This window comes from Bradyrhizobium sp. WSM2793, from assembly GCF_000379585.1.
In the GTDB taxonomy this organism is placed as follows: domain Bacteria; phylum Pseudomonadota; class Alphaproteobacteria; order Rhizobiales; family Xanthobacteraceae; genus Bradyrhizobium.
The window spans coordinates 37,912-55,562 of record NZ_KB902846.1; the positions used below are offsets into that span (position 1 = coordinate 37,912).

At 62.1% G+C, this 17,651-nt stretch carries 12 protein-coding genes; 5 read left to right on the forward strand and 7 right to left on the reverse strand.

Features of this window, described 5'->3' with window-relative positions; genetic code table 11:
- The first annotated feature begins 6 nt into the window (after positions 1-6).
- Genes A3AS_RS0140920 through A3AS_RS0140930 form a run of 3 tightly spaced genes read left to right on the forward strand, consistent with a single transcriptional unit; the run spans position 7 to position 3,548 of the window.
- Complete coding sequence (locus A3AS_RS0140920) at positions 7-1,344, forward strand: hypothetical protein (RefSeq protein WP_020508829.1); 1,338 nt, start codon at positions 7-9, stop codon at positions 1,342-1,344.
- 9 nt (positions 1,345-1,353) lie between these two features.
- Positions 1,354-2,460 (forward strand): acyltransferase, encoded by a 1,107-nt coding sequence (locus A3AS_RS0140925; protein WP_018323198.1) that lies wholly within the window; start codon positions 1,354-1,356, stop codon positions 2,458-2,460.
- The gene (locus A3AS_RS0140930; protein ID WP_018323199.1) at positions 2,457-3,548 is read left to right on the forward strand and encodes an acyltransferase; all 1,092 of its coding nucleotides are present in this window, start codon (positions 2,457-2,459) and stop codon (positions 3,546-3,548) included. Before A3AS_RS0140925 ends, A3AS_RS0140930 begins: the two co-directional genes overlap by 4 nt.
- 21 nt (positions 3,549-3,569) lie before the next feature.
- On the opposite strand, the gene A3AS_RS0140935 is transcribed toward A3AS_RS0140930, so the two are convergent.
- The gene (locus tag A3AS_RS0140935) at positions 3,570-4,667 is read right to left on the reverse strand and encodes a glycosyltransferase family 4 protein (RefSeq protein WP_245283409.1); all 1,098 of its coding nucleotides are present in this window, start codon (positions 4,665-4,667) and stop codon (positions 3,570-3,572) included.
- A gap of 268 nt (positions 4,668-4,935) precedes the next feature.
- Here A3AS_RS0140935 and A3AS_RS0140940 point away from each other — a divergent pair, with 268 nt between their 5' ends.
- The gene (locus tag A3AS_RS0140940) at positions 4,936-6,393 is read left to right on the forward strand and encodes a lipopolysaccharide biosynthesis protein (RefSeq protein WP_018323201.1); all 1,458 of its coding nucleotides are present in this window, start codon (positions 4,936-4,938) and stop codon (positions 6,391-6,393) included.
- Between the two features lie 91 nt (positions 6,394-6,484).
- A complete protein-coding gene (locus tag A3AS_RS0140945) occupies positions 6,485-7,774 on the forward strand; it encodes a polysaccharide pyruvyl transferase family protein (RefSeq protein ID WP_245283410.1) in 1,290 nt (429 codons plus the stop codon).
- Positions 7,775-7,798: 24 nt separating this feature from the next.
- Here A3AS_RS0140945 and A3AS_RS0140950 read toward each other — a convergent pair whose 3' ends face one another.
- The 6 genes from A3AS_RS0140950 to A3AS_RS0140975 form a co-directional block, all read right to left on the reverse strand.
- Complete coding sequence (locus A3AS_RS0140950) at positions 7,799-8,920, reverse strand: acyltransferase (RefSeq protein WP_018323203.1); 1,122 nt, start codon at positions 8,918-8,920, stop codon at positions 7,799-7,801.
- 261 nt (positions 8,921-9,181) lie between these two features.
- Positions 9,182-13,090, reverse strand: a complete 3,909-nt coding sequence (locus A3AS_RS0140955) for an RHS repeat protein (RefSeq protein ID WP_018323204.1) — start codon at positions 13,088-13,090, stop codon at positions 9,182-9,184.
- 159 nt (positions 13,091-13,249) lie between these two features.
- Positions 13,250-13,453 carry a hypothetical protein gene (locus A3AS_RS48830; protein ID WP_018323205.1) on the reverse strand — a complete coding sequence of 68 codons (204 nt, stop codon included), beginning with the start codon at positions 13,451-13,453 and terminating at the stop codon, positions 13,250-13,252.
- 191 nt (positions 13,454-13,644) lie between these two features.
- Complete coding sequence (locus A3AS_RS0140965; protein ID WP_018323206.1) at positions 13,645-15,036, reverse strand: hypothetical protein; 1,392 nt, start codon at positions 15,034-15,036, stop codon at positions 13,645-13,647.
- Positions 15,033-16,310, reverse strand: coding sequence for a glycosyltransferase family 4 protein (locus A3AS_RS0140970; protein ID WP_018323207.1), 1,278 nt, complete (start codon positions 16,308-16,310; stop codon positions 15,033-15,035). The genes A3AS_RS0140965 and A3AS_RS0140970 overlap by 4 nt, the downstream gene beginning before the upstream one ends.
- A 30-nt stretch (positions 16,311-16,340) precedes the next feature.
- Positions 16,341-17,621 carry a hypothetical protein gene (locus A3AS_RS0140975; RefSeq protein ID WP_198293769.1) on the reverse strand — a complete coding sequence of 427 codons (1,281 nt, stop codon included), beginning with the start codon at positions 17,619-17,621 and terminating at the stop codon, positions 16,341-16,343.
- Between the last annotated feature and the right edge of the window lie 30 nt (positions 17,622-17,651).

Below are 17,651 nucleotides of genomic sequence, written 5' to 3' on the forward strand. Positions count from 1 at the left end.
TCGGGCATGAGCATCCTCGCAATGCAACGGCCACGTCTGATCCTGATCAGCCTCAGCATCGAGGCGATCGCGCTCGGGGTCTATCTGGTCCGCGACGCCTTTGGCGGCGTAATCCGCTATTATACCAGCATCTATCACATGGATGCGCTCTGGTATCTGCCCGATGCGGTCGCGCTTGCATGTCTGATCCAGTTCATCGTGCATTGCATCTTGCGCAATCGCAGCACCCTGGCCCTGTTGGTGTTGGTCCAGATCATGCTGTCGCTTGTGCTTGGCTATTTCATGATGGGAACGGCAAACGCAGCGATCTCGTCCTTCAAGATGATGCTGCCGGTGTTCGTCGGCTTCTGCTTCTGTGATTCGAGTCTCGGCTCGTACAAGAAGCTGCTGTCGGTCATCGCCGTGACCTTCTACCTCTCGGTCATCGGGGTGCTGCTGACCAAATTCTATCTCATGCCCTGGGTCGGGTATAAATACGAGTCCTTCGGCGCAGTTCGAGAGGCGGGCCGGCTGTGGTGGGCCTATGGCGGCGACGACCAGCGCCTCATGGGTTTTGCGGCCGACAACACCATGGCCGCCTTCTTCATTCTCGTGTCGTTCGCGATCACCTCGATTCGCAAGAGCACGACGTGGTGCCTTCTGTTCGGCTCGCTCGCGGTCTATGTCATCAAGCTGACCACGAGCAAGACGACGATGATCGTCCTCGTGCTCTATCTGCTCCTGCTCGTGTTCGTGCGCATGCTGCCGGAGAAGTCGCGCTTTCCCGCAATCAGGGGCATTGCGCAATGGTCCTTTGCCGCGATCTTCGTTCCGTTCTTCATGATCGTGATCGCTTCCGGCACCGCCGCCGTCCCGCACTCGACCCTGTTCAGCATCGTCGATCGCATCAACAACAGCTGGCAGTTGCCGTTCGTCTACATGAACCAGCTCATGCCGATCGGTCTGGTGACGGGCTGCGGCGCGGGCTGCTTCAACTATCCGCAGAAGCTGTTCTCGCCGCTCGCGCACTTCTGGGTGCCCGTCGACAATTTCTACATCGGGACCTACCTGATGTTCGGTCTGCCGTTCGTCGCGTTCATGGTGATGGTATTCAGGGCGACATTCGGCGCGACCGACGTGTACAAGCTGACGCTGATCTTCGTCGTCAACCTGTTCACGATCACGGTGTTGAACTACGGCCCGGCGTCCGGCCTCCTGATCATCGCCTTGAGCTTCAGCGACGTGTTTTCGCGCCGCGCGGCCTCCGCACGGGCGGGCGACGCCGTGCCGATTGTCATGCGGCCGCCGATGCCGTCATTGGAAGGCTTCCGCCCGGACATGCCGGCGGCGAGCGGAAGCAGGTGAGAACGAATAATGCATAAACGGCTCGCATTCATCGACACGCTGCGCGGCATTGCCGTGTTGTCGGTCCTGGTCCAGCATGTGTTCGAGGTGATCGTCGAGAAGCACCCGACGGGCGCCTATTACTGGCCCATCCACGATTTGTTCGGCTACTACATGAACTTTGGCCGGTTCGGCGTGGTGCTGTTCTTCTTCGTCAGCGGCTTCGTCATTCCGTTCAGCTTCCCGGACAGCGCCACGCCCGTGCGGGATTTTTCGATCAGCCGCTTCTTCCGGCTCTACCCGGCCTACTGGACCTCGCTCGTGGTCGGGCTCGTGACGATGCAGCTGCTGGATTCGAAGATCTATCCGCTCGGGCAGATCGCCGCGAACGTGACGATGTTGCAGACCTTCGTGAACGTCCCGAACCTCTGGGTGTTCTATTGGACGCTGGCGATCGAGCTGTTGTTCTATGTCGGATGCACCATTCTCTTTGCGATGGGGCTGCTGAATCGGCGCTTCACGGCGGTGACGATCGTCGTTGCGGCCGCGCTGGTCGGTACCACCGCCGCGCTCCTGGTGGAGAACAGGGCGGTTTCCTCGGTGATGGAGGTCGGGCTGAACCTGTCGGCGATGTTCCTGGGCAAGATCATCCGCGACACCGTCATCGGCGGAAAGCTGCGATGGTCTCACGTGGCGGTCTGCACGCTCCTGTATGCGATCTTCGCCATCACCTTGGCCGACCGGCGGTTCGGAGGCGTTTACCACGAGAACTTCTTCTACAGCTATTCGATCGCATCGGCCTATGTCTGCGCGGCGATCGTCTTCATTGGCTTTGCCGTGTTCGGCGAGAGAATGGCGTGGCGCCCGATGGCGTTCGTCGGCGTGATCAGCTATTCGGTCTACCTGATGTCGCCGTTCGTGCTCGTCTTCATCCATCGCCTCGTCTGGTTCGGCGACGGGCCGCTCGGATGGTCGATCTTCATGACCCTGATCCTGGCGTTGTCGATTCTCGTCAGCTGGATGACGTTTACATTCGTCGAGAAGCCCAGCATCGCCTTCGGACAAAGGTTCCGTTCGGCACGGAGAAAGAAGGTCGTTCTCGAGCCCGCCCTCAGTACTCAGGGTGCTGCAGAGTGAGTGGCGCGCTGCACCAGCCGGGCGCCGCCTACGACGGATCGTTCGTTCCCTCGGTCCAGGGGCTTCGGGGAATTGCGGCGCTGAGCGTGCTGATGGATCATTTCTACGACATGCCAAAGGGAGGCATGTACGACATCCCGGATCCCGGCTTCCTGCCGCCGCTCTGGCTCTGGCTGCAATCGGTGATCAATGTCGGCGGGCATGGCGTCGAGCTGTTCTTCATGATCAGCGGCTTCCTGATTCCGGCGAGCCTGGTGCGGCACGGCTCGCTGCCGCGGTTCTTCTTCGATCGCGTCCTGCGCATCATGCCGGTGTTCGTCGTGCTGCATCTTGCGCTGTTCGCGATAGGTCCGATCGTCGGCTACAAGTTCTTCCGTGGGATCGATCTGACGAGCTATCTCGGGATTTTCGCGGCCAATCTGTTCTTCGTGCAGGACGCGCTTGGCTTGCCCATTGCCCAGCAGAATGCCTGGACACTGACCTATGAGTGGGCGTTCTACATCTGGTTTGCGCTGACATTCTCGATGTGGCGCGGCGGGGGCAAGCTGCTGGCGGCGCCCCTGATCCTGCTGGGTCTGGCCTGCCTGATGCACTGGCCGATCACGGCGTTCTTCTGCATCGGCATGCTGTTCAGCGCCACCGGGTTTCGCATCTCCATTCCCGGACGGGTCGGCCTGCTCGCGGGCCTCGCCTGCGGAGCCGCGCTGTATGCGAGCCTCGTGCTGTTTCACCCGTTCGTGGGGCTCCTTCCCGGATTCCTGCTGTTCGGCATGGTGCTTGCCCCGGAATCGGGCCTTGGCAGGGCTCTGAGTGCCCCGGCCCTGCAATATGTCGGCAAAATCAGCTACAGCCTCTATCTCGTGCATCCCTTTGTGCTCTTTCCGTTGCAGGTGATCGGCCTGAAGCTGGTCGCCGCCGGCGTCGACCGCTGGCTGCTGTGGGCCGCCTTCATCGTGCTCGGGCTGGTGATGTCATTGGTCGCAAGCGCGATCAGCTATGAGCTGATCGAGGTCAGGCTGAGGCGCCTGCTGGACGGCGCGATCCGCGGCATGTTCTTTCGACCGCTGAAGGTCGGGCAATCGGTTTGAGCGGCCGCGTGCCCGTCGCGGTCAGCTCACGGTACGGCCGGCGAGCTTGTGATAGGACCCCAGCAACTGTTCGGCGATGTGGTCCCAGTTCAAAATGCCGGCCGCGGTCTGCCGCGCGCCATCCGTCAATGTCGCGGCGAGTGGCTTCGAGGTCAGCACGCGTTCGAGTGCATCGGCCAGTGCAGTGGCATCCCCTGGAGGAACCAGCAGCCCGTTAACTCCGTCGGTGACGACATCGGGAATGCCGCCGGTGGCGCTGGCAACGACGGGACGAGCATTGCCGTAAGCGGAGGCAAGCACGCCGCTCTGTGTTGCATCCTTGTAGGGCAAGGCGACCACGGTGGCGGATTGAAACAGCTGTCCGGTGTCCGCAGGCGAAATGTAAGCGTTGATGGTCTTGACCGTCGGCATCGCTTCCATCCGCGCGCCGAGCCGTGTCATCTCGGGACCGCGCCCGGCGACGATCGCCTCATGCGCCACACCGCGCCGGGCCAACATGTCGATCGCGTCGATGAAGACGTCGAGGCCCTTGTAGGCCCACATTCGTCCAAAAAACAGGATGCGTGCGGCTTCGGGCGCGGTGACCGCATCTCGGGCCGGTGGGACCATGAGCACGCCGTGCATGCTGGAGACCGTTCCGCCCTTGAAGTCGGGCGAGGCGCGACGAAAATCGGCAATACAGCTCTCGCCATGCGTCGTGACGATCGACGCGGCGGCACGCATGTGCCCGCGCCAACCGTCTTCACGTGGCGAGGTGCCGGAGCCGCCTTCCGAATGCGGGATAGCATCGTGAACGGTCAGCACCAGGGGAATGCCGAGTGGACGAAGGAACTGGATCAGCTTGGACGTATAGATCTCGGGAACTTCGTGACAATGAACGACGTCCGGACGAAACGAAATTATGTCGAGAAAAGAAGCCGGGATACCGATCACGCCGCCGCGGCGCAGGCTCAGATCGCGAATCCGGGTCTCGAAGGGAGCCGCCACGGCGATGTCGGCAAGTTCCCATTGCTGGTTGGCGTCCTTGCGGTTGAGCACGAGCCTGACGTCGCAATGGTGAGCCAATCCCGAAGCGAGCCGGTAGGAATATTCCGCAAAATGCGGGGCGTAGATCGCCACACGCAAGCGCCTGGAATTGGGAAAAGAACGCGGGGCCGGCGATTTCATCAAGGCATCCATTTTGCATCACATCGCAGAGAGCGATTGGAGTGTAGTCCACGATTTGAACTCACTTCCACTCTAAATCGGAATCGTGATGGCGCTCATCTGATTGCCATCACTCCGTCGTATTGTAGCGAGCAATCAGTCGCCGTTGAGAGCGGCGACAAGCGGTGGCGTGTCATCATCATTGTCGCGTCGTCTGGATCGGAATTGGGTCGAATTGTTGATGAACGTCACTCGAGGCAGGCAACATCAGGTCGTGGTGGCGCTGTTCTGGTCGCTCGCGCAGAATTGGGGCGGCCGCGCATTGTCGTTCGTGCTGTTCCTGGTGCTGGCACGGCTGCTCGATCCCGCCGATTTCGGTCTTGCGGCGCTGGTCGCCTTTATCCTGCTGCTTTTGAGCTCCATCGCGGAATTCGGCTTCGGTGATGCGTTGATCCAGCGGCGGACGCTCGAGCCCGCCGATGTGACGCTGCCGTTCTTCTGCTCGTTTGCAGCCTCAGCGCTCCTGGCCGTTCTGATCGCATTGCTCGCGACGCATATCGAGCATTGGTTCGACGTGAAGGGGCTGGCGCCGCTGCTGACGGCCGCCAGTCTCTCGCTTCCGATCGGCACCGCGACGCTGTTCCAGGAGGCGCTCTACAAGCGGCAGATGGATTTTCGGGTGCTCGCGGTCAGGACCATGGTGGCGACAGCCATCTCCGGCGTCGTGGGGATCGCCTGTGCCTATGCAGGGTTCGGCGCCCTCAGCCTGGTGATCCAGGTGGTCGTTCAGAGCGCGATCAGCGGCTTGTGGCTCTGGAGCCAGCCGCGATGGTTGCCGATGCGCGGCTACGATCTGAAGAGCTTTCGCGAGCTCTCCGGCTACAGCATCCACGTCATGCTGAACAGGCTGCTGGACTTCGCCATCGTTCGGACGATCGACATGATCATCCTGTCGCTCTATGGCGTCGCCGCGCTTGGCATTTATACGGTCGGGGCGAGGGTCTATATCATCCTGATGCAGTTGCTCACGCAGGCGGTCATGGACGTGGCGCTGAGCGCCTTGTCCAAAATCGCGCACGAGCGGGACCGCATCGCAGGTGCATATTTGCGCAGCGTCAGTCTCGGCGCACTGATCGGATCTCCGGTCTTCGTGCTCCTCGCGGCGATCGCGCCGGAGTTCTCGCTGCTGCTGTTCGGTGCGAAGTGGGGTGGCAGCGAGGCGGTGATGCGGCCGCTGATGCTGATTGGCGCGGTCCAGACGGTGCAGTTCGTCAACAGCGCCTATTTTGGTGCTCTGGGCAAGCCGAACTACGTCTTTCTGCTCAACATCCTCAAATTCTGTACGGTCGTGCCGGCGATGTTCCTGCTTCCCTCGCGCGACATTGGTCAACTGGCCACGATCTTCGCGTTCTCGCAGCTCGTGGTGACCCCCGTCACGTTTACGCTGGCGCTCCGGCTGCTCGGCTTGAGCTGGAGCCAGTTTCTGCGCCCCATTGCGGGATGCCTTTGCGCCATCGCTCTGGCCTACGGCGCAGTCGTGCTGTGCCGGGAGGCGACGCCGGGCATGAATCCCTATTTGCGGATTGGACTGCTGTCGTCCTGTTTTGGCGCGACTTATCTGACGGGCATTCTGCTGTTCTGGCGGAAGCAGCTCCTTTCCCTGATTGATTTCGTCGTGAAGCGCGGTGCGACCGCTTGATGAAGACGAGGAGGATGTCGTGAAGCAACTGATCCCGGTGCCCGTACGCAGGCAGCTCCGAGGCTGGCTCAACAGCGCGAAGAATACGCCGTTGGCGCTCGACCTGCTCGAGCTGCGCAGATGGCAGATCGCCAGGAGGGACGTCGGCGTCAACGCCGCGCCGCGCAACACTCCGCGCCGGCTCGTCGTGCTCCCCTCCGATCCCTGGAGCGTTCGTCAATCGCGCGGCGATGAGGCGATGATCGAAGCGGCCACTGGGGAGGTGAAGAAGACCTATCCGAACCTTGAGGTCTACATTGTCACCGCGACGCCAACGGCCAGCGCGGACGTGCGCGCGATGGGCTTCAAGCCGCTCGAACTCTGGAGACAGCCGTTCTCATACGAGACGGTCGCGCAGGAGCTGTCGCTCACCAAGCCGGATTTCGGGCTGGTTCTGGGGGCCGACGTGCTCGATGGCTACTATTCGCCGGTGGATGCCGCGCGCATGCTGCTCGTGGCCGATCTGATGGCTGCGTTCGGCGCCAAGGTCAGCGTGCTCGGCTTCAGTTTCAACTCCCGCCCGGCGAAAGCGCTGCGCGAGGTGTTCCGGCTGCTGGACCCGGGCGTGGTGCTGAATCTGCGTGATGCAATATCTCTTCAGCGTTTCGACGATTTCGCGCGGAAACGTGCCCATTTGGTCGCCGACGCGGCGTTCATGCTGACCCCGCGGGCGGATACGGCCGCAGTGAAGCAGATCGCGGCCACGATCGCGCGACAACGCGAGCAGGGTCGCAAGGTCTTCGTCTTCAATATTCATCCGATGTTGTTCAGGAAGCCGGAGCCGGCCAAGCTGCGGCAAATGATAGAGCTCGCCGCGGGCGCCATGGAGCGGCTGTCTCGCGAGCACAATGCAAGCTGGTTGTTGCTCGCTCATGACTACCGCCCAGAGATCGCCGACGACAATTGCCTTCGGCCGCTGGCCGACCGCCTGAAGCCCACGCTCGTCGATCACGTGCATCATGTCGATCAGGCGCTGTCGGCGGGCGAGATCAAGGCCGTTGTCGGTCTGGTCGACGGTGCGATCACCGGCCGCATGCATCTCGCGATCGCGGCGCTGGGGCAGGGAACGCCCGTCGCGGCGATTACCTATCAGGACAAGTTCCAGGGTCTGTTCGCACACTTTGGCGTCAGCGAATCGTTGTTGCTGTCGCCGGCCCAGTTCCTGGTCGACGACAGCTTTGAGAAGTTTGTGCTGCAGTTCCTTGGCGCCCACGAAGCCGTCGGTGAGAAGGTACGACAGATGCTGCCGGATGTCATGGAGCTGTCCCGCGCCAACATCGCACCGTTGCTGGGCGACAGCGCGATGCGGACGGTGCAGCAGGCCGGCGGCAAGGTCGCCTGAACGCCCTCACGTCGCCGGCAGGCGTCAGTTGACCGCCCGCTCGGTGTTGTCAAAGCGCACGGAGGTGTCGGCTGCGGCCGGCTTGCGCGAGGACGTGGCACCAATGTCGGCCCAGCGGTTGATGAAGCGCCGCGCCGGATTTTCGAAGTAGGCGTAGGTGCGGTCCGCGGCGATGGTCAGGACCGCGCAGCACGCCAGAGCGAACAGGCCGAACTGATCAGGACGCAGTCCGAGCCAAATCCACAGCGGCTTGAACACGGCAATGAGAATGGCATCGTGCAGCATGTAGATCGCATATGAGGTGTTGCCGAGCCGTCCGAGCAGGCGGGCGCCCGGAAACTCCTTGAAGGCGCTCTCGCCGACCGCTGTGAGCAGGATGGCGCATGAGAACAGCAGGATGGCGAGGTCCGGCTTGGCGAAGACGTTGAGGACGAGCACGGAGAGGCCGAACATGCCGATGCCGGCGAAGATCATCCGCTTGTGCCGGTAGGGATGCGACATCCGGAATAGAATGGCGAGCAGGATACCGTTCAAAAAGCTCGGCAGCGCGCGGAGCATCCCGTAGTCGAAATTGGCGCCATACATCTGCGACCGTTCCTGCCAGATCGGCAAATGGCCGTGGGCAAGCACCAGATAGAGCGCGGCGACGATCGCGCCGAGCACGAACGGTTGCACCTTGCGTGCAAGCAGCATCAGCAGCGGAAAGATCAGATAGCAGAAGAACTCCGCGCTGATCGACCAGGACGGCGAGTTGAAGCTGAGATGGTCGGTGACGCCCCAGGCCTGGAGCAGCAGAAGATTGTACAGGAAGTCCAGCGAGGTCGAGCGGGCCGTGCGCTCCAGGCCGACGCCGATGAGAACCACGAAGATGAGCAAGCTCAACAGATGTAGCGGATAGATCCGCGCGATGCGACGGATCATGAACCGGGAATAGGCCGCCACGCCACGTGCGTCGGACGGGTAGGAATAGGAGATCACGAAGCCGGACAGGATGAAGAACATGTCCACGAACAGGCCGTAGGACCCGTTCCAGGCCGGCGAAATGCCCGTGTCGATCAGCTTCAGGTGGAAGATGAAGACCCCGAGCGCAGCGACGAAGCGGTAGAAGTCGAGAACGACAAAACGTCTTGCTTCACTGGCTTCCATCGGGCCTCGGAGTCCTTGCGCGGTTCGTCTCGCTTCTAGAGACCAATTGTGACGCAAGTTCGCTGGATGGAGCGGGGAAGGTGGCGTGATCGCGGATCGGTCGGCCTCGAGTTCCTCGAAACCATCTTGCCGGGGAAGTGAACGTCTTCATCGCCTCAACGCTGCCTCTTGATGAGGCAGACGCCTAACGAGCGGGCCGGGACCTTGGCTGGTCCCGGCCCGTGTCAACGTTGATGCGGCCTTGTCGTCAGCTCGCCTTGCTCAGACGAACAAGAAATCGTGGCTCGTCAGGCTGCTGACATACACGTTCTTCAGCAGGATCGAATCATTGGCCGAGAACGTGATGAGCGCATTCGTCCCGGATTGCGTGATCTGCAGGTGACTGTAGTCAGCGGCCAGGAGCTTCGAGATCTGGACGACGTCGTGGGTTGTGCCGTCACCAGCCTGGAAGTTGAGGATCTGGTCCTGGCCGTGATCGTAGGCAACCGTGGTCGAGTTTGGCGCGGCCGAGAACACGTCATTGCCGGCCCCGCCCTGGATCGTCACGCCGCCGGCGACGGCTGTGACATTGTGGGTGCCGTCGGCCTTGGTTTGATCGAAGAATTGCAGCGCGCTGGCCGAATTGTAGTTCTCGTGCTGCGTCGTACCGGTCTGTCCGTTGAAGTTGAACAGGAAGACGTCCTTCGAGCCGTCAACGTTGTTGGCGATCTCCTGGGTCTTGGTCCCGGAGCTGTTGTAGATGTCGGTCAGCTTGCTGCCGTCGTCATGGATGACCTGGGTATAGTCCAGGGTGCCGTCGGCGTGGGTCCGGGTGAGCTCGACCAACTTGCCCGAAGCATCGAGGTGCTGATGCTGGGTGGTGTAGGACTGTCCGGTGATGTTGTAATTCCAGTTGTCGGATGTGCCGTCGGCGTTCTTGATGTAGGCAGCGCTCTTCACGCCGCCGCTATAGACGGTCGTGGAGCTGTAACCATCGCTCTTGGTCGTCACTTCGCTGGTGATGACGCCGTTGGCATCGTACCAGTCGGAGGTCTTGGTGCCGTCGGCGCTCTGCACCAGCGTGAAGGCCAGGCTGTCGTCGGCATGAGTGCGCACGATGTTGGTGAGGAAGCCGGTCGAATCGTAGCTGTCGTGCTCATTCGTGTAGTTCTGGCCGACGACGTTGAACTGGAAGACGTCCTTCGACCCGTCGGCGTGGTAGTCGGTTTCGGTCTTCTTGACACCTGATGCATCGTAGTTGGTCACCACGCTGCTGCCGTCGCTGTTGACGATCTGGGTGTAGTCGAGCGAGTTGTCGGCATGCCAGCGGGTCACCTCGGTGGTCTGACCGGATGGATCGAGGTGCTGGTACTGCGTGGTATAGCTCTGCCCGGTGATGTTGTAGCTGTAGTTGTCGTGACTCATGTCCGCGTTCGTGATGTACGCCGCGGTCTTCACGCCATTGGTATACACCGTGGTCGAGCTGTAACCGCTCGGCTTCTGGACCACCTCGCTGGTCAGCACGCCGCTGGCGTCGTACCAGTCCGTGGTCTTGGCCCCATCGGCGCTCTGCACCAGCTTGAACGCCATGCTGCCGTCGGCATGCTTGCGAATCAGCGTGGTGAGGAAGCCGGTCGCGTCGTAGATGTCGTGTTCGGTCGTGTAGGTCTGGCCGGTGATGTTGAAGAGGAAAACGTCCTTGCTGCCGTCGGCGTGATAGTCGGTTTCCTTGGTTCGTGTTCCCGCGGCATCATAATTGGTGACGACGCTGCTGCCGTCGCTGTTGATCACCTGGGTATAGTCGAGCGTGCCGTCGGCATGCTTGCGGGTCACGGCGGTGACCTTGCCCGTGGGATCAACGTGCTGGATCAGCGTGGTGTAGCTCTGGCCGGTGATGCCGTAGGCATAATTATCCTGGCTGCCGTCGGCATTCTTCACATAGGCGTTGGTCTTGACCCCGTTGCTGTAGAGCGTGGTTGAGGAGAAGCCGTCGGCCTTCTGGACCACTTCGCTGGTGAGGCTGCCGGCGGCATTGTACCAATCGGTCGTCTTGGTGCCGTCGGTCGTCTGAGTAAGCTTGAAGGCGAGGCTGCCGTCGCTGTGCAGCCGCGTCAGGCTGGTGAGGAAGCCGGTCGAATTGTAGACGTCGTGCTCGGTCGTGTAGTTCTGGCCTGTGATGTTGTAGGTCCAGACATCCTTGCTGTGATCGGCATGATAGGCGGTCTCGACCAGCTTGACGCCGGTGGCGCTGTAGGTGGTGATCACGCTGCTGCCGTCGGCGTTGTAGACCTGCGTCGAGTCCAGCGAGCCGTCGGCATGGCTGCGGGTCACCGAGGTGACCTTTCCGGAGGCATCGAGATGCTGGACCTGGGTCGTGAAGCTCTTGCCCGTGATGCCGTAGGTGTAATTGTCCTGCGAGCCGTCGGCATTCTTGACGTAGGCGGCCGTCTTCACGCCGCTCGTGTAGAGCGTGGTGGAGTAATAGCCGTCCGACTTCTGGACCACTTCGCTCAGAAGGGTTCCGGCCGTGTTGTAGGTGTCGGTAGTCCTGGTTGCGTCGGTGCCGACATGAACGAACTTCGTCTTCACGCCGCCGGTGTAGCTGATCAGGTCCTTGGAACCGTCGGTGTAGGCGACGGTGGTCGAGGTCGGCTGTCCGCTTGCATTCAGGCCGGTGTCCGACTTCGACACAAGCGTTCCGCTGGAATTGTAGGTCTTGGTGCTGCTCCAGGTCGCAGCCGAGTTCGTCACCGAGAACGAGTAACCGCCCTGGATCTTGGAGAGGGCGCTGCCGTAGTGGGCGATCATGTAGTCCATGGTCGCCTTCGAGGCGACCGGCAGGACGTGCGAATCGGTCAGCGTGATGGTCTGCAGGGCCGTGGAGTCGCTGAGGTCGGACAGTTGCGGGACGATCTCGGCGGCGGTGCCGCTGACAGTGGTTCTTGTGTCCGGCGGCGTCGTGGTGGTCGGAGGCGCGTCGATCTCGATGATCAGCGGGTGATCGCTGACCGGAATCGTGATCGTGCTGACGTCGGTGTAGCTGGCGATCGCCGTGGTCCCTGTCAGCGTGTCGTACACCTTCACCGAATGATGCACGCCGCCGAGGTTCACCGTGACGGTCTCGGTCGGATTGGAAATCTCGGTGTCGTTCGAGTCCTTCCAGAGCTTCGGCTCCGCCCAAACGACGAGCTCGTAAGCGCCGTTGCTCTTGCCGAGCACCATGCTGTTGCCTGTGGCTGGCATGTTGCTCAGGGTGTAGTTCAACGGATCAGTCGGCTGCAGGCCGCCCTTGCCGTCGTCGGCCAGAATGGTCGTCAAATTGTGAATGGCGGTGGCGGCGAGCTTCGGCGTCCCGTCGGAATTGAACAGTCCGAAATTGGCCTCGGGATTGGTATTGCCGGCGGAAGAATCGCGGTCGAACAGCTCGTAGAGATAAGTCGCGCTCACGCCGGCCTTGTAGGCATCGACCAGGGTGTTCAGGATCGATTTGGCCTGCACCGTCTCGTTGACGCCGAGATATTGGGTGTTGGCTTGCGTGGTGTACCCGGTCTCGGTGATGACGACAGGCTTGCCCGGTGCCGCGGCCATGACGGCGCTCAGCGTTGCCGAAATCGAGCTGCCGGTCGTCAGGCTGGTGCTGACATAGGCGTGGGCGTTGGCGTAGTCGACCGAGCCCGACATGTCGCCGAGCTGGCTGTAGCCTTGCGGATCGTTGTAGGCCAGTGACAGATTGTAGACGGGGATGCTGCCGAGCGCGGCGTTGGCGTTCACGGCCTGATAGAGCGCGCTCTGGAACTGAGCTGCGGCGGTAAGGCTCGAGCTGCCGTTGTAGCTGAAGGGCTGGTGATTGGCCTCGTTGAGCCCTTCGATGGCGCTAATGCTGCCCGGGTGGCTCGTCACGAACTTCTGGAGCGAGGCGATGTAGTTCTGCAGCCCGGTTGTGCCGGTCTGGGGCAGCGCGGATGACACCAGGAAGTCGAACTTGTAGCCGGCAGCGGCCAGACCGTCGACGACGGGTTGCGCGGCCGGGCTGGTCCCCATGGCGTCGCGGAGATGGGTGACGCCGAGATACTCGAGGTCATCGACCATCAGCGCGAGATTGTTGTAGCCGGTCCAGCCGAAGCCGGCGTGCGTGTTGACGCCGATAGAGTCGATGAAGCCGCTGGCGGATAGGATGGTTTGATCGGACATTTCACACTCGAGTTTCAGCGCGAACGAAATTGCTCGCAGGGATTGCGTTCAAGCTTCTCTGTCGAGTGTGAATTTCAGATAAAAATGGAAGCTACAAATCGCGAGCGAAACGAGGTTCCTTGTGCAGGAACAGACTTGCTCTGTGTTGCAGCAGAATATTCATGCGATGCCCGGGCAGCATGGCGTGAGGAAGGCGCTTTCAAGATTTTCGTGATTTGCACTGCTGAATGTATGCGCAGACCGCGCGAATTGGATTTTATATGACAGATTTTGAAAGAGCGGTTGGCGCGCGCGGCGCGCGAGGTCGGCAAGGAGCAGCAAGACATTTTCTCGCTGGCCGTCGATCAAAGGATCTTCGTCCATTCCTTCGCGCAGCTCGCGCTTTCCTGCACGGGAAGTTCGCAGATGCCGCTTCCATGGGCGGTTAAACCAATTGATTTACTCGTAATGGTTGTGGTTGCTCAGGGATGGTGCAGCGTTCGCCGCGGAAACCGTTGATGAAGACCCGGTTCCGTATCGGAACCAGATCCGCTTCGCCCCGCTGATGCAGCCAATCAGCTGCGGCGAGCCGGCATCAGAAAATCTCCGCGCCATCCGATGACCGCCGTTGCCATCGCGGCGATCGCGATCTTGCCGGCCAGCCATGCCGCGGGCTCCGTCGGTATCGAACCGAGCGATCCGATCAGGATTGCGGCCACGACCGCCTGCATGACCAACGGCCAGCGCGGGAACGCCTCGAACCGCAGCGTGGGACCGAGTGCGACCAGGATCGTCGCGAGCGTGGCGACCGCAGCGCAGCCGACCGCCCCCCGCGGCGACAGGCCGGCCGATACCGCGACCAGGGAGAGGGACACAACGATGGCGAGCTGGCAGGCCGCAACGACGACGAGCCTGGTCGCCAGCTTCTCGAGGTGGGGAACGACCGCGATCGTCGCCTGCAGATGGGTGTGCAGGAAATAGAAGGCGGCGACCGTTGGTGCCGTCTCGAGAAAGCCATTCAGGCTCGCCTGCGGCACCAGGATACGGGCGGCATCTGGAATGAATCCAATCAGACCACCGAGCAGCACGAGGGTCGTGCAGATCATGAATTCGAACATCCGCCGCGCCGACTGCACCGATTTTGCGCTGCCTCCGTGCTCGAAGTCGTTGACCACTTCCGGATAGCTCACGGTGTGGATCGCCGCATTGAGAACCCAGAAGGGACGTTGCAGGAGGTCGAGCGCAATCGAAAATCCAGCCCCGGCCCCGGTCGCACCCAGCTGGCCGACGACGATGACACGGAGCAGCACCGGCACCGACAGATGGATGACGGACGCGCCTGCCGCGAGCATGCCGTAGCGGGAGAACTCCTTCCAGTCGGCCAGCATCGTCTGCAGCGAGACGCGCTCCATCGGCGTGCGATAGGCGACAAGGCCGGCGAGGAGGCCGAGGGCGTGACCCGAGGCAATGCCGAGCAGCGCCGCTTCGGCCGTCCCCGAGATCATCGCGCCCGCGGCGGCTCCAATCAGAAGGGCGGTGGCACGCAGCGCGAGCAGAAAGGATGCGATGCCCAGCCGGTCGGACAGGCGCACCGACAGGAAGTAAAGATCCGTCAAGCCCTGGAGCACGGATATGCTGAGACCCAACGCCACGATCCCGGTCGGGAGCACGCTGGCCACAGACGCGCAGCTCCCGACCACGACGAGCGCGGCTGCGCTCGACAGGCCGGCGGCAAACAGCGACCACCTCAGCCGCGCCGCCTCGTTTTCCTTGGCTGCCGCCAGAAACCGCAGTCCGGCCAGCTGCAGCCACTCGAACATCAGGACGCAGAGCAATTGGCTCGAGGCCAGCGCGAGGGAAAAGTTGGTGTAGTCGGCGGCGGGCAACAGATGGCTGATCGCGAAGATCAGGATGATCGCCGCGGCACTCTGATAGACGTAGCCCGCCATCGCGAGGAGGCGTGTCATCGCGGAATGAGGCGCTCCTTGCCGACGATCGACGGCCCCTGCGACGCTTCGGCCGTTGCTGCGCGCACGTGCGACATCCGCTGCTCGCGCAATTGTTCATACAGGTTCTTGTATGAAGACAGCACGTCGGAGAATATCCATTTGTTGGTATCCGCGATCAGGCGCCGGCTGATCTCGTCGATCTTGTGCGGATCGGCTGCGACCGCGAGCATGCTCCTGGCCAGGGATTGCGGATCGGCTTCGGTCAGCCAGCCGGTCACGCCGTGCTCGATGACCTCGGGCATGCCGCCAAAGCGCGTGCCGAGCAGCGGCCTGCCCGCAGCCTTGGCATCTGCGACGACGAGCGGACCGGGGTCGTGCCAGATGGAGGGCGCGATCACGACGTCGACCTGCTTGTAGAAATCGTCCGGCACCACGAAGCCCATGAACTCGATTCGCGCATCGGGCGCGAGCGCCCTGAGGCGCCGTTGCTCCTCCTCGCTGACCCGTCCGGCGATCATCATTCGAATCCGATCACGGGGCAGCTGAGCAAGGGCCTGCATCAAATTGTCGATGCCCTTTTCCTCCGTGAGGCGGCCGATGAACCCGAACGTCACTTCCGTGGTGCAGACCGGCCGAGGGTAGGGCTCGCGCGGCGGCTCGGTCGAGGCGTTGCGGATCACGGTGCGGATCGGCGTCTCCGAGAACATGCCCATGTCGGTATGAATGGACAGGACGCGCTCGCTCACGCCGACCACGGCGCTGAGCCAATGCGTGGCGCGCTTGCGATGAAAGCTCAGAATTCCGCAGCTCGTGCAGGTGTGCTCGCAGGATCGCCCATTGTTGAAGCGGGAGCAGCGCGGGCAAGTCAGATAATAGTCGTGAAGCGTATGGAGCACGGGAACGCCGAGCTGCGCGGCAACGCGCCAGATCGCGGTGGTAAGGCCCGACAGATTGTTGGAGTGCAGCACGTCCGGCTTGAAGGCCCGGATGCGCTCCGCGATCAGGGGGGCCTGCATCTGCCAGTCGTCGACCGCGTGCCAGATGCTGCGGAGCGCGACGTTCTTCTGCTCCGTGAAGGGCAGATACACGTTCCGCACCGGAGCGGAGTAGACGTTGATGCCGTCGCAGGTTTCCGGTGCCTGATGAGGCGTGGATGCGGCCCGGATCACTTCCACCTCATCACCGCGCTGCACCAGACCTTCGGCGAAACGACGGGCGAAAATCTCCGCGCCGCCGACGATCTTTGGGGCCTGAGGCGTCGGATAAAGCGTGGACGTCAAAAGAACTTTCATCGCATCAACCTCATATCTGCAAAATCGCGTCTACCGCGCCGGCCTTATCTCCAGGACGGGAACGGCACTGTCATTGGCTGCAATCAAAACCGGTGTGCTCGAAACGGGGATCCAGACCCCGGACGCAGGCCTTGCCGCCTGGTCGCACGGCATCGCAAAGCTTGCGCCTTGTTGATCGCCCTTGAGCCGGATCTCGTAACGTCGGTCCGGGGCCTCGGACCAGACTGCAACTCTGCCGCCGGAAGCCGTCGATGCATTGATCGACACGACGCCGCTGGCGAGCTCGCGGCGCTCGGCACTCTGGCTGGGGCGAATGAAGGCCCAGGCCCCCTGGGCCGCGCAGGCAACCGGCTTTGGCGAATTATCGAAACGATAGAGCCCGAAATTATCTTCCAGCTCTGACGGGTTCTTTCCGCTGTCCTTGAGCTCGTAGAGCCACATGCCCTTGAGCCAGCGTGTCGCGGTCGACGCCCACAGGATGAGCTGAGCCGTATTGTCGGCCTGGGCCTGCTCGCTGACGCCGCACTTGTTGGTGGCCGTGGTCCAGCCCGTCTCGGTGACGTAGATCGGGAAGTCAGGATTTCCGCTGGCCTGGCCGACGAGACGGTGAAACGCCGTGAGCCGGTCGATGATCTCGGCCGACGTGCGTTTGCTCGGGCCCATGCAGAAATTGTAGAGATGGATCGAAGCACCGTCCGCATGCTGAAGAATGCCGGTTCGCAGCATCTTCTCCGTCCATGTCCAGCCCGGATCGTCGCCGAGAGCTCCGACCAGGAAAGGCGCATGCGGTGCAACGCGCTTGACCGCCGGCCGCGCGACTTGCGCGAGCGCCAGATAGTTCTCCGGTGAGAACGCCGGATCCTTCTTCGCCGCCAGATTCCATTCGTTCCAGAGTTCGAAGACCGGATGCTGCGCCACGACCGATTGCGCCGCCGCCGCGGCATAATCGGCGAACCGCTGCCGGGCCTCATCGGTGGTCGGCGGTGAGGAATTCGGAACCAGATGATGGCCGAAGGCGAGGATCAGGAGGGGGCGCGCGACGCCGGATTTGACTTGCGCTTCGAGCCGGCCGAGCCTGGGCGTGAAGCCCATCCGGCGTCCCCCGACCTCGAAATCGGACCAGGGAAAGTCATCGCGGAAGGCGTTGAGGCCGAGCTGCTTGATCTGCGCGACGTTTTCCGAAGGAACGTATCCGCGCGCGCTCACCGGGCCACCCAGCCCCTGATGGGTGCCGACGCCCAGCAGGAATCGGGCATCGAGCGGTTGCGCCTGCTGTGCGCAGACGGAGACCGGCAGAAAAATCGATGCCATGATGCCCGCGAGGCGGAAGCTGCCGCGAAC